Origin of the sequence: Sorangium sp. So ce321, from assembly GCF_051530195.1 — a bacterium.
Classification (GTDB): domain Bacteria; phylum Myxococcota_A; class Polyangia; order Polyangiales; family Polyangiaceae; genus Sorangium.
In genome coordinates this window covers 9845704-9859412 of record NZ_CP150329.1, presented here as the reverse complement: position 1 = coordinate 9859412, position 13709 = coordinate 9845704, and the positions used below count along the sequence as shown (strand labels likewise).

General features: G+C 72.7%; 13 protein-coding genes. 12 read left to right on the top strand and 1 reads right to left on the bottom strand.

Annotated elements, in window-relative coordinates; genetic code table 11:
* Nucleotides 1–187 precede the first annotated feature (187 nt).
* The 12 genes from WME89_RS36375 (at nt 188) to WME89_RS36320 (ending at nt 13031) form a co-directional block, all read left to right on the top strand.
* A complete protein-coding gene (locus WME89_RS36375; protein WP_438004225.1) occupies nt 188–886 on the top strand; it encodes a RibD family protein in 699 nt (232 codons plus the stop codon).
* Nucleotides 870–1898: a zinc-binding dehydrogenase gene (locus WME89_RS36370; RefSeq protein WP_438004224.1), complete on the top strand. Its 1029-nt coding sequence runs from the start codon at nt 870–872 to the stop codon at nt 1896–1898. Before WME89_RS36375 ends, WME89_RS36370 begins: the two co-directional genes overlap by 17 nt.
* Before the next feature lie 162 nt (nt 1899–2060).
* A complete protein-coding gene (locus WME89_RS36365) occupies nt 2061–2459 on the top strand; it encodes a 6-pyruvoyl trahydropterin synthase family protein (protein ID WP_438004223.1) in 399 nt (132 codons plus the stop codon).
* Nucleotides 2460–3186: 727 nt separating this feature from the next.
* On the top strand, nt 3187–5733 hold the full coding sequence (nirB, locus tag WME89_RS36360) for a nitrite reductase large subunit NirB (RefSeq protein WP_438004222.1): 2547 nt from the start codon (nt 3187–3189) through the stop codon (nt 5731–5733).
* A gap of 105 nt (nt 5734–5838) precedes the next feature.
* A complete protein-coding gene (locus WME89_RS36355; protein WP_438004221.1) occupies nt 5839–6261 on the top strand; it encodes a Rieske (2Fe-2S) protein in 423 nt (140 codons plus the stop codon).
* Nucleotides 6258–7025, top strand: coding sequence for an HPP family protein (locus WME89_RS36350; protein WP_438004220.1), 768 nt, complete (start codon nt 6258–6260; stop codon nt 7023–7025). The genes WME89_RS36355 and WME89_RS36350 overlap by 4 nt, the downstream gene beginning before the upstream one ends.
* Entirely contained in the window at nt 7022–8155 is a 1134-nt protein-coding gene (locus WME89_RS36345; protein ID WP_438004219.1) for an MFS transporter, read from the top strand. The genes WME89_RS36350 and WME89_RS36345 overlap by 4 nt, the downstream gene beginning before the upstream one ends.
* 25 nt (nt 8156–8180) lie before the next feature.
* On the top strand, nt 8181–10406 hold the full coding sequence (locus WME89_RS36340) for a molybdopterin oxidoreductase family protein (RefSeq protein WP_438004218.1): 2226 nt from the start codon (nt 8181–8183) through the stop codon (nt 10404–10406).
* Nucleotides 10403–11101, top strand: coding sequence for a 4Fe-4S dicluster domain-containing protein (locus WME89_RS36335; RefSeq protein WP_438004217.1), 699 nt, complete (start codon nt 10403–10405; stop codon nt 11099–11101). Before WME89_RS36340 ends, WME89_RS36335 begins: the two co-directional genes overlap by 4 nt.
* A complete protein-coding gene (locus tag WME89_RS36330) occupies nt 11098–11622 on the top strand; it encodes a ubiquinol-cytochrome c reductase iron-sulfur subunit (RefSeq protein WP_438004216.1) in 525 nt (174 codons plus the stop codon). The genes WME89_RS36335 and WME89_RS36330 overlap by 4 nt, the downstream gene beginning before the upstream one ends.
* Before the next feature lie 64 nt (nt 11623–11686).
* On the top strand, nt 11687–11899 hold the full coding sequence (locus tag WME89_RS36325; protein ID WP_438004215.1) for a DUF6755 family protein: 213 nt from the start codon (nt 11687–11689) through the stop codon (nt 11897–11899).
* Nucleotides 11900–11972: 73 nt separating this feature from the next.
* Complete coding sequence (locus tag WME89_RS36320; protein ID WP_438004214.1) at nt 11973–13031, top strand: glycosyltransferase family 4 protein; 1059 nt, start codon at nt 11973–11975, stop codon at nt 13029–13031.
* 4 nt (nt 13032–13035) lie between these two features.
* Here the strand turns inward: WME89_RS36320 and WME89_RS36315 are convergent, their stop codons facing one another.
* Entirely contained in the window at nt 13036–13566 is a 531-nt protein-coding gene (locus WME89_RS36315) for a hypothetical protein (RefSeq protein ID WP_438004213.1), read from the bottom strand.
* Nucleotides 13567–13709 lie beyond the last annotated feature (143 nt).

Genomic DNA, 13709 nt, shown 5'->3' with positions numbered 1-13709 from the left:
GAGCCGCTCGCGTCGAGCCGTTCGCGTCGAGCCGCTCGCGAGCTCTCCTCCCCGGGCCGGGCGTTCTGATCTAGAGTGCCGCCGTGGCCCGGAGGCTCCGTTGCCGGCTCGGGACGACGACGCAGTCCCCCTTCGCCCGTGCGGCGCGCGCGCTCGTCCGCGCCGCGCAAGCGCACGCGAGCGCGCCATGAGCGCGCCGCGGCCGCTCGTCACGCTCCACTTCGCCCAGACGCTCGACGGACGCATCGCGACGCCGGGCGAGCGCGTCGGGCTCAGCACGCCCGCAGGCATCGAGCACGCCCACCGAGCACGCGCAGACCACGACGCGGTGCTCGTCGGCATCCGCACCGTCGTCATCGACGACCCGCTCCTCACCGTGCGCGCATGCGCAGGGCCCCAGCCCCTGCGCGTGGTGCTGGCAAGCGCCCTCGGCGTGCCGGAAGGGGCGCGCCTGCTGATGTCGCCCGGCCACCCATCGTCAGGCCAGCCGCCAGGCGGACGCGTGCTCGTCATCGGCGCCGCAGGGCGCGCGCCGGACGCGGCGCGGGCGCGCCTCGAGGAGCGCGGCGCAGAGGTCGTCGTCGTGCCCGCGAACGACAGCGGCCGCGTCTCGCTGCCGCACGCGCTCGCCGAGCTCCACGCGCGCGGCGTCCGGCGGCTGCTCGTCGAGGGCGGCGGCATGGTGCTCACGTCGTTCCTGCGCGCGCGGCTCGCCGACCGCGCCGAGGTCGAGATCGCGCCGCGCCTCTTCGGCGACACGGCGATCCCCGCGGTCGGCGCGCTGGGCGAGGCGCCGCTCGCGTCGGCGATCGACCTGCGCGAGCCAGCCGTCGAGCTACTCGGGGGCAACCTGCTGCTGCGAGGAGACATTGGCTATCCCGACTGACGCCGCGCCGCCCGCGAGGGAGCTCTGGTTCGTCCGCCCCGGCGCCGTCGAGGTGCGGCCAGGCGCCCCGCCGCGCGCGCCCGAGGCCGGCGAGATCGTCGCGCGCGCTGTCGCCTCGGGCGTGAGCCAGGGGACGGAGCTGCTGCTGTTCCGCGGCGAGGGGCCGACGCCTTTCGATCCGTCGCTCGACGCGCCAGGCGCGCCGACGTACCCGCGCCGCTACGGCTACGCGTGGGTGGGCGAGGTCGTCGCCCGCGGCGAGGGGGCGGCGCTCGCGCTCGGCGACCGCGTCTTCGCGCTGGCGCCGCACGGCGATGTGCACCTGCTCGGGCCGGGCGCGGCGCGCGGCCTGCCCCGCGCGATCCCGGGCGAGCGCGCGGTGCTGGCCGCGAACCTCGAGACGGCGATCACGTGCGTGTGGGACGCGGGGATCGGGCTCGGAGACGCGGTGGTGGTGCTCGGCGGCGGGATCGTCGGGCTGCTCGTCGTGGCGCTCGCGCGGCGCGCGGGGGCGGAGGTCCGGCTGGTCGAGCCGAGCGAGCGGCGGCGCCAGGCCGGCCTCGCGCTCGGCGCCGCCGCGGCGACCCGGCCGGAGGACGACCGGCCGCGCGGCGACGCGGACGTCGTGATCGCCGCGACGGGCGACCCGAGCGAGCTCGACCGCGCGATCGCGCACGCGGCGCGCGAGGCGACGGTGACCGTGGCGTCGTTCTACGGGGCGCGCGCGAGCCCGGTCGCGCTCGGCGCGGAGTTCCACCGCCGCCGGCTGCGCCTCCGCGCGAGCCAGGTGTCGACGATCCCGCCCGAGCGCGCGCCCCGCTGGGATCACGCGCGGCGGTTCGCGCTCGTCCGCGCCCTCCTGGAGGACGCTGCGCTCGACGCGCTGCTGGACCCGCCCGTCCCGTTCGACGCCGCGCCATCGGCCTACGCCGAGCTCGCGGCCGCGCCCGGCGCTCGGCTGCAGACGGTCTTCCACTACGGATCGCGATCGGCTACGCGGGAGGCGACCTAGCGCGGCGAGCGGCCGCGCCGGGTACAGCGATCTCGATCGAGAAAGCCGCCGAGAGCGCCAGGGGAAGAAAATTCCAATTCATGTCTCCTGGCTCTCCTGGCGTGCTCGCCGTCCCTGGCGATTCATCTCCTCCTCGTCTCAGCACCGCTCCAGAGGCCTGCCATGTTCCTCCTCGGCGTCAGCGATCACGTGATGATCGCGCACAGCTTCTCCGATCCGTTCTTCGGCCCGGCGACCCGGATGCACGGCGCGACGTACGCCGTCGAGGTCGAGATCCGCGCCAAGGCGCTCGGGCCGCACCACGTGGTCATGGACATCGGCGCGCTGCACGCGTCGCTGCGCCGGGCGCTCGACACGATCGACTACCAGAACCTCGACGAGCACCAGGCCTTCCCCGGGCGCACCTCGACGACCGAGCGCGTGGCCGAGCACGTGGCCGGGCTGCTCGCCGCGGACGTCGCGAAGCTCCCCGCAGACGAGGCGCCCGTCGCCGGCGCGACGTTGCGGGTGCTCGTGCGCGAGTCGCCCACGGCGTACGCGGGCTTCGAGCGCGACCTGTAGCGGCCTCCCGCCGGTCAGGCTCGGCTTTCCCGCCGGCCGCGCGAGCGGCGCGCTGACGCGCGCCCGCGAGGAGCACAGTCGGCTCCCGCCTGCACAACAAGGCTTCGCCGCGCTCGCCGCAAGGCCGCGCGGCGCTCACAACAACGCTTCGCCGCGTTCACAGCAAGGCTGCGCGGCGCGCACAACGAGGCTGTGCCGCGCGCACAACAAGGCTGCGCCGCGCTTATTCCTCTGTCACGACGTCGTCGCGGATGTCGTTCGCTCAGGCTGCGCAGCGCTCGCAGCAAGGCTGCGCCGCGCTCACAACAAGGCTGCGCCGCGCTTATTCCTCTGTCACGAAGCCGTCGCAGATGTCGTTCGCTCCGGCGCCTGTCGTGCCCACCAGGCATCCGCGCGGTTTCTCACGGCGCGATCGGGGCTCTCCTGATTCGTCACGACACCCGGAACCAGACGTCTGCCTGGCTCCGTCTCCTGGGCCACAAGGACGCTGTGCATGAAGGCTGGCGCACAAGCTGGAGCGGCTGATGCATCCAGGATGCATCTGTAGATCCATGGCGAAAAACGGCTGAGCGCTCGTTGCCCACGCTCTGGGCAGCGATGGAGCGCTGTCTCCGGGGCGCGGACCGGCGCGCGCCCGCTCGGTGGACGACCGGGCTCGGCGGCGTGCCGGGCCCGCGCGCGCGGCTTTACGCAGTGAGTGGCTGTCTGGAAAGGAGAAGTGAGTCTCATGAGGAACGCATCGGGACTTGCCGCGCGCGAGGGCGGCGCCACCAGCACGAGCGGGCGAGAGGTCCCACCACAGGAAAGAAAGCGGCTCGTGGTGATCGGCAACGGGATGGCCGGCGCGCGGCTCGTGGAGGAGATCCTGGCGCGCGGGGGCAAGGATCGCTTCGAGATCGTCATGTTCGGCGACGAGCCCTACGGCAATTACAACCGCATCCTCCTGTCGAACGTCCTCGCCGGGACCCAGGACCCGGAGGACATCTTCATCAACCCGCTGTCCTGGTACGAGGAGAACGACATCCGCCTCCACGCCGGCGTCCGGGTCACCTCGATCGACCGCGACAGCAAGGTCGTCCGCGGGGCGTCGGGCGTCGTCGAGGCCTACGACAAGCTCGTCATCGCCACGGGGAGCAGCGCCTTCGTGCCGAGGATCGACGGCCTCCTGCGCGAGGGCGGGGGCTACAAGGAAGGCGCGTTCGTGTTCAGGACGCTCGACGACTGCAGCGGCATCATCGAGCGCGCGCGGCGATCGCGGCGGGCGGCCGTGATCGGCGGCGGGCTCCTCGGCCTCGAGGCCGCGCGCGGCCTGCTCGGGCTCGGCCTGGAGGTCCACGTGGTGCACCTGATGAAGCACCTCATGGAAGTGCAGCTCGACGCGGCCGGGGGCGCCGTCCTCCAGCGCGCCCTGGAGGGCATGGGGCTGTGCATCCATCTGGAGAGGTCCACCCGGGAGATCCTCGGGCAGGAGCGGGTCGAGGGGCTCCGCTTCGAGGACGGGAGCGAGCTCGCGTGCGATCTCGTGGTGATCTCCGCCGGCATCCGGCCGAACGCGCAGCTCGCGCGCGACGCGGGGCTCACCGTCGAGCGGGGGATCGTCGTGGGAGACGACCTCTGCTCGCCCGATGATCCGGACATCCACGCGCTCGGCGAGTGCGTCCAGCACCGCGGGCGCACCTACGGGCTCGTGGCCCCGCTCTGGGAGCAGGCGCGCGTCCTCGCCGATCGGCTCACCGAGCGCAGGCCCGACGCGGCGTACGTGGGCTCGAAGGTCTCGACCAAGCTGAAGGTGATGGGCGTCGACCTCGTGGTCATGGGGGAGCAGAGCGCCGCGGACGACACGGCGGAGGAGGTCGCCTACGTCGAGCAGGCACGGGGGATCTACCGGAAGCTCGTGATCCGGGGCGGGACGCTCGCGGGCGCCATCCTGCTCGGCGACGGGGCGACCGGCGGCCGGCTGCTCCAGATCTTCGAGCGGGGGCTCGAGGTCCCCGACGACCGCGCGGAGCTCCTCTTCGCCGGCTTCCCCGGCGCCGGAGGGGGCGCGGGCGAGCCCAGCATGGCAGACATGCCCGACGAGGCGCAGGTGTGCAACTGCAACGGCGTCTCGAAAGGCCAGATCGCCGCGGCGGCGCGGGGCGGCTGCCGCACGCTCCGGCAGGCGTGCCAGGCGACGCGCGCCGGCACCGGCTGCGGGGCGTGCAAGCCCCAGGTGCAGGCCGTCCTCGAGCTCGTCCTCGGCGAGGACGCGATGGAGGACCCCTCGGTCCACTACTACGTGCCCGGCGTGCCCCACGCGAAGCCGGAGCTCATCCGGCTCGTGAAGGAGCGCGGGCTGCGCAGCGTCTCGTCGGTGTTCCGGGAGCTCGCGGGCGGCAAGGAGGACATCGCGAGCAAGCCGGGGCTGGCCTCGCTGCTCAAGGGCGTCTGGGGGAAGGAGTACGAGGACGAGCGCGACGCGCGCTTCATCAACGATCGCGTGCACGCGAACATCCAGCGAGACGGGACGTTCAGCGTCATCCCGCGCATCTACGGCGGCGTCACGTCGCCGGCCCAGCTCCGGAAGATCGCCGACGTGGCCGAGCGCTACGACGCGAAGATGGTGAAGATCACCGGCGGCCAGCGGATCGACATCCTCGGCATCGCGAAGGACAGGCTGCCGGACGTGTGGCGCGACCTCGGCATGCCGTCCGGTCACGCTTACACGAAGGGATTCCGCACCTGCAAGACGTGCGTCGGGAGCGAGTTCTGCCGGTACGGGGTGGGGGACAGCACGTCGCTCGGCATCGCGATCGAGCGGCGGTTCCAGGGCTTCGAGGCGCCCCACAAGCTGAAGCTCGCCACCGCCGGGTGCCCTCGCAACTGCTCGGAGGCGACGACAAAGGACGTGGGCGCCGTCGCCATCGAGGGCGGCCGGTGGGAGATCTACGTGGGAGGCGGGGCGGGCTCGCGCGTGAGGAAGGGAGACCTGCTCTGCGTGGTTGATACGCACGAGGAGGTCATCCGGTACGCGGGCCGCTTCATGCAGTATTACCGCGAGCAGGCCAGGTACATGGAGCGCTCGTACGATTTCGTCGATCGGGTCGGGATCGCGAAGGTGCGGCGGGTGATCGTGGACGACGCCGAGGGGATCGCGGCGCGCCTCGACGCGGAGGTCGAGGCCTCGGTCGAGGCGTATGTCGACCCCTGGAGCGAGGCGGAGAGCCCGATCCATCCGTCCCAGTTCGCGACGCTGCTCCCGCCGACGGGCAGCGCGCCGTCGCAGGCGGGGTAGGGCGGGAGCGATGGAGCGGAGCGCCGGGAACGGGTATAGCGTCCCGGCGGAGATGAGGAGTTTTCTCCTGCCGGCGCGCGCGCCGGCAGGAGAGGAGGTTCTGTGATGAGCGATATCGCGCTGGATGAGAAGACGGTCTTCAACCTTGGCCCGCTGACCCAGATCCCCGTGGGTGAGGGGCGGGCATTCCACGTCGGCGGCCGCGAGGTGGCCGTGTTCCGGACGCGCGCTGGCGAGCTGTTCGCCGTGCAGGCGCGCTGCCCCCACAAGGGGGGACCGCTCGCGGACGGGATCCTCGGGGGCAAGGAGATCCAGTGCCCCCTGCACGGGATCGCCTTCGACCTCTCGACCGGCCACCCGATCGGGGCCGAGTGCAGCGCGCTCGTGCGCTTCCGGGTGGAGCTCGGCGCGTCGGAGGAGATCCTCCTCCACGCCTCGCGCCCCGGTGTCGACCTGCCGCAGTGGCCCTGCGGGGGGCGACCTCCGCTCCCGCAGCTGCGGGGCGAGCGCGGGGCCCGCGGCGCATGAGGGCCGACAGCGACAGTCGATCCGCGCCGCCGCCGGCGGAGCCGTGGGGCGCCGGGCGCGGCTACGGTCCCATCTCACCGCAGCACCCGATCGGCGGCGAGATGTCGGACGTCGCGCGCGGGATCTTCTCGCGCCTGCGGCTGCCGCGGCTCCTGCAGCGCTACGCGGAGGTGCCGGTGCTCGCGGCCTTCAGCTGCGTGAACGGGTTCGTCAGCATCGGCCTGATGGCGGCCCTCGCCGCGGTGACGAAGGCGCCGCTCGTGTTTCCGTCGCTCGGGCCGACCGCCTTCCTGTTCTTCTACACGCCGAGGGCTGCCTCGGCCGCGCCACGCAACACCCTCATCGGGCACAGCATCGCCATCGCGGTCGCCTACGTGAGCCTGCTCGTCACGGGGCTGACGGACGCTGGCCCGGCGATCTCCGGCGGCGTGACCCTCCCGCGCGCCCTGGCCGCGGCGCTCTCGCTGGGGCTCACGGCCGGCCTCATGGTGCTCGCCCGCGCGCCCCACCCGCCCGCGGGCGCCACGACGCTCATCGTGTCGCTGGGCATCGTGGACCGGCCGCCGATGCTGCTGGTGCTCCTCGGGGGCGTCGCCCTGCTCACGCTGCAAGCCATCGTCATCAATCGCCTCGCGGGCATCGATTACCCGCTCTGGGCGCCGCGGCAGGCGCGCCCGGCGGCCAGCGCGGCGGACGACGCGCCGCCGCGCCTCGCCGCGGTGCCGGAGCGCGGCGCGGCGGCGGCCGTGGAGGCGCAGCGATGAGCGCGGAGCTCGCCGACGGGCGCCCGTGCCGCGCGGCGCCCGCCCGCCCCCGCGAAGGCGGGAGCGCGCCGCGGCGCGTCCCGCTCGTCCACCTCGGCGCGGTCCGCAACGGGGTCGTCGCCACCGCCGCGCTCGCGGCGCTCATCGTCGTGGGCAGCCGCGATCTCGCAGACTTCGACTCCGCGCTCGTGGGCTACACCTTCGCTTGCCTCTTCATGACCTTCGGGGTCGTGTACAGGTACTCCGTCTGGCTCAGCAAGCCGCCGACCCGGAAGTACTGGGTCCGCGGCTTCCAGGTGCTCTTCTCGCCGCGCCGCTGGCCGCGGCTCCGCCGGCCGACCCTCATCGTCGAGGCGCTCTGGTCGAAGATCGTCGCGCAGGACTTCATCCTGCGGCGCGGCCTGACGCGGTGGATCGCGCACATGCTCATCGCGTGGGGCTGCATGCTGGCCGCGGCCGTGACGTTCCCGCTGGTGTTCGGCTGGCTTCACTTCGAGTCCGGCGCGTCCGGCGCGGGCGCGACCTACCGCGTCGTGGTCTTCGGCTACCCGGTGTCGGAGATCCCGGTCCATGGAGTCGTGGGGTGGGCGGTCTTTCACGCGCTCATCATCAGCGGGTTCATGGTCGTCCCCGGGGTGATGCTCGCCATGGTCCGCCGCACGCGGGAGAGCGGCGCGGTGGCGGTCCAGCGCTTCGAGCGCGACCTCCTGCCGCTCCTCCTGCTCTTCGCCGTGAGCGTGAGCGGGCTCTTGCTCTGGGTGAGCTACACGTGGCTGCACGGGTATTTCTACGGCGCGCTCGCCCAGCTCCACGCGCTGACGGTGATCGTGACGCTCCTCTACTTGCCTTTCGGCAAGCTCTTCCACGTGTTCCAGCGCCCCGCGTCGGTGGGCGTCACGTTCTACAAGGAGGCCGGCGACCGGGGCGAGAAGGCGACCTGCCCGGTCACGGGCGAGGCGTTCGCGGCGAAGCTCCAGACCGACGACCTCAAGGAGGTCCTCGGGGAGGTTGGGTTCGATTACGCGCCGCGGTCGGGGACCGGCGCCGCGTGGAGCGAGGTCTCGCCGCGCGGGCGGCGGATGCTCATCGGCCGCGCGCACGACAGGGCCCGAGGCGGGCGCTTCTCGTGAGCGACAGGACGGGAGGAGACAGCACATGACGCACCTGAGACTGCCCATCTCCGACTACATCCGCGAGTACGGACCGCACGTCTCCGACTCGCCCGTGACCGGGTGGGGGCCGAAGCCCGAGCCCGACAGGCTGGTCGAGACACACTGCTGCTTCTGCGGGATGCAGTGCGGCGTGAAGCTGCAAGTCAAGGACAACCAGGTCATCGGCCTGGAGCCGTGGGAGGAGTTCCCGTTCAACGAGGGGCGGCTCTGTCCGAAGGGCGTCAAGCGGTACATGCAGACGCACCACCCCGACCGCCTGACCGATCCGCTGATCCGGCAGGGGAGCGGGTTCCGGAAGGCGAGCTGGGACGAGGCGCTCGATCTCGTGGCGTCGCGGGCGCGCGCGATCCAGGGAAAGGCCGGCAAGGACGCCTTCGCGATGCTGAGCGGGGTGTCGCTCAGCAACGAGAAGAGCTACCTCGCGGGCAAGTTCGCGCGCCTCGCGCTCGGCACCGCCAACATCGATTACAACGGCCGGTTCTGCATGGTCTCCGCGGGCGCGGGGAACAAGAAGGCGTTCGGGATCGACCGCACGGCGAACGGCTGGGGAGACATCCCCGACGCGGACGTCGTGCTGCTCGCGGGCACCAACGTGAGCGAGTGCTTCCCGACGCTGACGCACTACATCTGGAGGGCGCGCGACCGGGGGGCGAAGCTCATCGTCGTCGACCCGCGCGAGACGCCCATCGGCCGCACGGCGGACTACCACGTCCCGCTGCGCCCGGGGACCGACAGCGCGCTCAACCAGGCGCTGCTCCGCGAGCTCGTCGAGAACGGCTGGGTCGACCGGGAGTTCGTCGAGCAGCGCTGCGCCGGCTGGGCCGAGCTCCGCGCCTCGGTGGAGCGCTGCACGCCGGAGTGGGCCGCGGAGATCTGCGGCGTCCCGGCGGCGCTCATCCGCGAGGTCGCCGCGGCGTGGGGGCAGGCGAAGACGAGCTTCCTCCTGCACGCGCGCGGCGTGGAGCAGCACACGAAGGGCGTCGAGAACGTCCTCAGCCTGATCAACCTCGTGCTCGCCACCGGCAGGATCGGCCGCAAGGGCTGCGGCTACGGGACGATCACGGGGCAGGGGAACGGGCAGGGCGGGCGCGAGCACGGGCACAAGTGCGATCAGCTCCCCGGCAACCGCGATATCGAGAACCCCGAGCACCGCCAGCACATCTGCGGTGTCTGGGGGATCACCGACGCCGAGCTCCCGCGCAAGGGCAAGACCACGGTCGAGATCTTCGAGGCGATCCACGCGGGCGAGATCCGCGGGCTCCTCAACATCTGCTTCAACCCGATGGTCAGCCACCCCGACACCAATTTCGCGCGCGAGGCGCTCGAGAAGCTCGATTTCTTCTGCGTCATCGACTTCTTCATGAGCGAGACGGCCCGCTACGCGGACGTCGTGCTGCCCGGCTCGCTGCACGAGGAGGAAGAGGGCACCTCGACCACCGCGGAGGCCCGCGTGGTGCGCATCCGCGCCGCGGTGGACCCGCCGGGCAACGCGCGGCGGGACACGTGGATACTCCTCGAGCTCGCGAGGCGGCTCGGGAGGGGGGAGCATTTCGCGTTCTCGAGCAGCGAGGAAATCTTCAACGAGCTGCGCCGCGCGAGCGCGGGCGGGACCGCCGATTACGCGGGCATCACGTACGAGCGCGTCGAGCGGGAGATGGGGGTGTTCTGGCCCTGTCCGTCGGAGGGGCACCCGGGGACCCCGAGGCTGTTCGAGGACGGCAGGAGCTACCATCCGGACGGCAGGTTCAAGCTGATCCCGACGCCCTACCGCCCGAGCGCGGAGGTGCCCGACGCCGAGTATCCGCTGTACATGACGTCCGGCCGGAGCGTGTTTCATTATCTCAGCGGGACGCAGACGCGGCGGATCAAGTTCCTCGTCGAGAAGAGCCCCGGGCCGGTCTGCGAGATGCACCCGGCGCTCGCGGCGGAGCTCCGCCTCGTGGACCGGCAGCTGGTCACGGTCGAGACCCGCCGCGGCGGGATCACGGTGCCGCTGCGGATCGTCGAGACGATCCGCCCGGACACGGTGTTCCTGCCGTATCACTGGCCCGAGGAGCTCGCCGCCAACCAGCTCACGGTCCGCGCGCTCGATCCCGTGAGCAAGATGCCGGAGTTCAAGGTCGCGGCGTGCCGGGTGCGCGCGGCGACCCGCGCGGAAGCCGATCGGGCGCGGTCGCTGTTCGCCGAGCTCACCCTGGAGGCCTCATGAGCGCTGTGGTGCGTGATTTCTTCATCGATTTTCAGCGGTGCATCGGCTGCCAGGCGTGCGCCGCGGCGTGCTCGGAGTGCCACACGCACCGCGGGCTGCCGATGGTGCACGTCGACCTGGTCGAGCCGGGCGTGTCGATGCAGACCGCGCCGATGGTCTGCATGCACTGCGCCGACCCGACGTGCGCGTCGGTCTGTCCGGCCGACGCCATCAAGGTGGATGAGAACGGGATCGTGCACTCGAGCCTGACGCCCCGGTGCATCTCGTGCGGGAACTGCGAGCTGGCGTGTCCGTTCGGGGTCCCGATCATCAAGGTGGGGATCCAGCAGATGCAGAAATGCGACATGTGCTTCGACCGGACGAGCGCCGGGAAGAAGCCGATGTGCGCGACGGTCTGCCCCACGGGCGCGCTGTTCTACGGGACGCGCGAGGAGATGGCGCGGCAGCGGCCGGCGAGCAAGGCGATCAACCGCTGGCGGTTCGGCGAGCAGCGGATCACGACGCGCGTGCACGTGATGGTGCCGCACGAGGTGGACGAGATGGCGGTCGAGCTGCCCGCCTTCGACGAGGGCGGCGGCCCCGCGGCGCTCGCGACCGCCTTCGCGGCGAGCGCGGCGAGCGCGGCCGGCGCGGGCGGAGGGCGCGCGGCCGAGGCGGGCGGCGCGGGGGCGGGGAAGGAGGCGGAGTTCCTGTGAAGAGCGCGGACGATCTGCCGAAGTGGCGAGAGGACTTCCCTTACGAGTCGGAGGGCGACGACCACGTGACCCGCCGCGATTTCGCGCGCTTCCTCGTGCTGGTGAGCGGCGGGCTCGCGACCGGCAACGCCCTCGTGTACCTGCGCTCGCGCCGCCCGCCTGCGGAGCCGCGCGCCCGCGCGGAGATCGCGCGCGTCGACGACCTCGCGCCCGGGAGCGCCGTGGTCTTCCGCTACCCGGACGAGACGACGCCGGCGCTGCTGATCCGCCGGGGGGACGGCGAGCTGGTCGCGTTCGAGCAGAAGTGCACCCACCTCGGCTGCCCTGTCTCCTACGAGCGGGGCGCCGAGGGCGGGGAGGAGCACCTCCGGTGCTACTGCCACAACGGCCGCTTCGACGCGGCCTCGGGCGAGGGCACGTCCGGTCCACCGCGCGACATGCGGCCGCTCGGGCGCATCGCGCTGGAAATAGAGGACGGCAAGGTGTTCGCGGTGGGGCTCTCGCCGCGGCGCGAGGGGTGAGGGGAGGAGAGCGATGCCGATCCCTGGACCGAAACATGACCTTCGCCCGGGCGCGAAGGGCGCCATGAGCGCGAGGCTGCTCGTCGTCGCGATGCTCTGCGCGTTCCAGTACTGGGTCCTCACGTCCACGGTCGAGGCGTACAACGGCGGTGATCGCGACATCCCGCTGCCTGCGCTGGCGACCTCGCTTGTGTGCTTCGCGCTGGGGGCCGGCCTGGTGGCGGCGGGGGAGCTGTCGGCCCTGCGCGCGCGCCGGAGATCGCCGCCCGGCGCGTGACGCCCCGGCGCGGCGCGCGCGGCTCCAGGAGCGGCGCGCGGCTCCGGGCGGGGCCGTGGTACTGGGCTGACGCATGCGCATCGCCTGGGTCGTCTACGGCGCCCTCGACCAGATCACGGGCGGCTACATCTACGATCGGCTCGTCGTCGAGCGGCTGCGCGCGCGGGGCGACGCCGTGGAGGTCGTGTCCCTCGATCCGGCGCCGCGCTCGCGCGCGCTGGCCGGGCTCGCGCTCGCGCGGCGCCTCGCCCAGGTCGACCCCGACGTCGCCGTCGGCGACGAGCTCTGCTTCCCGGAGCTCGGGCCCGCGTTCGCGGCGCTGCCGCGCCGGATCGCGCGCGCGCTCCTCGTGCACCACCTGAGCGCGTGGGAGCTGCCGCCCGGCCCGCGGCGCGCGGCGCTCGCGCTCCAGGAGACCGCGGTGCTACGGCTCTGCGACGCGCACCTCGCGACGAGCGCGACGACCGCGGCGCGGCTCCGGCGCGAGCACGGGGTCGCGCGGGTCGACGTGGCGCCGCCGGGCGCGGACCGGCTCCCCCTGCGCCCCCGCGCGGGCGGCGCCGACCGGGACGGCGGCGCGCTGCGGCTCACGTTCGTGGGGAGCTTCATCCCGCGCAAGGGCCTGCTCGAGCTCCTCGCCGCGTTCGAGCGGATCGGCAGCCCGCGCGCCACGCTCGCGCTCGTCGGCGACGCGGCGCGCGACCCCGCCTATGCCGGGCGGGTGCGCGGCGCGATCGCCCGTTCCGCCTTCCTGCGGGCGCGCGTCGTGGTCCCCGGCGTGCTCGGCGACGACGCGCTCGCGGCCGAGCTCGCGGCGACGGACGCGCTGGTCCTGCCCTCGCTCCTCGAGGGCTACGGCATGGTCCTCACCGAGGCGGTCCGCGCCGGCGTGCCGGTGCTCGCCGCCCGCGCCGGCGCGGTCGCCGAGGTGGTCCAGGACGGCGCCGAGGCGCTGCTCTGGGACGACGGCGAGGGCCTCGTGCGGTCGCTCTCCCGCTTCCTCGAGGACGGGGCGCTGCGCGCTAGCATGAGCCGCGCCGCGGCGGTCCGCTCCGCGGCGCTGCCCACGTGGGACGGCGCCGCGACCGCGGTGCGCGCGGCGCTCTCGCGGGCGGCGAGGCCGGGGCGCTGAGCCGTCACTCCTCCGCGGCCACGGGGGCGCGCAGCACGCAGCGCTTGGCGCGGACGAACGCGTCGAACCGGGCCTCCTGCAGGCCGTCGGCGTCGACCGTCCGGTCCTTCAGGAGGCACGCCTCCACGGAGAGCTCCCCTTCGTACGGGTCCTTCTCGCGCGTCGTCTTGTGGTTCAGCTGGCAGACCCCGTTGAGCCCATCGTCCCCGAGGTGGACGGACACATTCCAGGCCTCCTCGGTCGCGTCGGGAGACGCGCGGAGGATGATCCCCCAGAAGCCCTTCTTCTCCCGGATGGGGTCGTTGAAGATCATCACCTCGAACTCGTCGTCTTTTATCCCACAATCCGTGTACCAGCTGCGCTGGTGGTCCTCGTCGAAAGCGACCGCTGTCTCCCCGTTATTGCCCGTGTCGAGGAAGAACTGCTTCGCTCCCAGGGTGAGCACGGCTCTCCCGGCGACCAGCGGCGGCTCGAAGTCGCTGCCGCACCCGGGCGACGCGAGCAACAACGCGGCGGCGAGAGGTATTCTGAGCATGGGTGTCCTCAGTGCGGAGGATCCTGCCGGGCCGATCCACAAGTCAATCATCAAATCGACAATTTGGGCCCTTTTGAGGCGGGAAATTAAGCGCGTCGAAGGGAATGCTGCGCGCCCGAGACGGGGTGAAGCTCGCCTCTGTA

What these genes read in the sequence shown, in the direction of transcription:
- WME89_RS36365 (WP_438004223.1), top strand. Translation starts at nt 2,061, where the DNA reads ATGTTCCTCCTCGGCGTCAGCGATCACGTGATGATCGCGCACAGCTTC.
- WME89_RS36350 (WP_438004220.1), top strand. Translation starts at nt 6,258, where the DNA reads ATGAGGGCCGACAGCGACAGTCGATCCGCGCCGCCGCCGGCGGAGCCG.
- WME89_RS36315 (WP_438004213.1), bottom strand. Translation starts at nt 13,566, where the DNA reads ATGCTCAGAATACCTCTCGCCGCCGCGTTGTTGCTCGCGTCGCCCGGG.
- WME89_RS36375 (WP_438004225.1), top strand. Translation starts at nt 188, where the DNA reads ATGAGCGCGCCGCGGCCGCTCGTCACGCTCCACTTCGCCCAGACGCTC.
- nirB (WP_438004222.1), top strand. Translation starts at nt 3,187, where the DNA reads ATGAGGAACGCATCGGGACTTGCCGCGCGCGAGGGCGGCGCCACCAGC.
- WME89_RS36325 (WP_438004215.1), top strand. Translation starts at nt 11,687, where the DNA reads ATGAGCGCGAGGCTGCTCGTCGTCGCGATGCTCTGCGCGTTCCAGTAC.
- WME89_RS36320 (WP_438004214.1), top strand. Translation starts at nt 11,973, where the DNA reads ATGCGCATCGCCTGGGTCGTCTACGGCGCCCTCGACCAGATCACGGGC.
- WME89_RS36340 (WP_438004218.1), top strand. Translation starts at nt 8,181, where the DNA reads ATGACGCACCTGAGACTGCCCATCTCCGACTACATCCGCGAGTACGGA.
- WME89_RS36355 (WP_438004221.1), top strand. Translation starts at nt 5,839, where the DNA reads ATGAGCGATATCGCGCTGGATGAGAAGACGGTCTTCAACCTTGGCCCG.
- WME89_RS36335 (WP_438004217.1), top strand. Translation starts at nt 10,403, where the DNA reads ATGAGCGCTGTGGTGCGTGATTTCTTCATCGATTTTCAGCGGTGCATC.
- WME89_RS36345 (WP_438004219.1), top strand. Translation starts at nt 7,022, where the DNA reads ATGAGCGCGGAGCTCGCCGACGGGCGCCCGTGCCGCGCGGCGCCCGCC.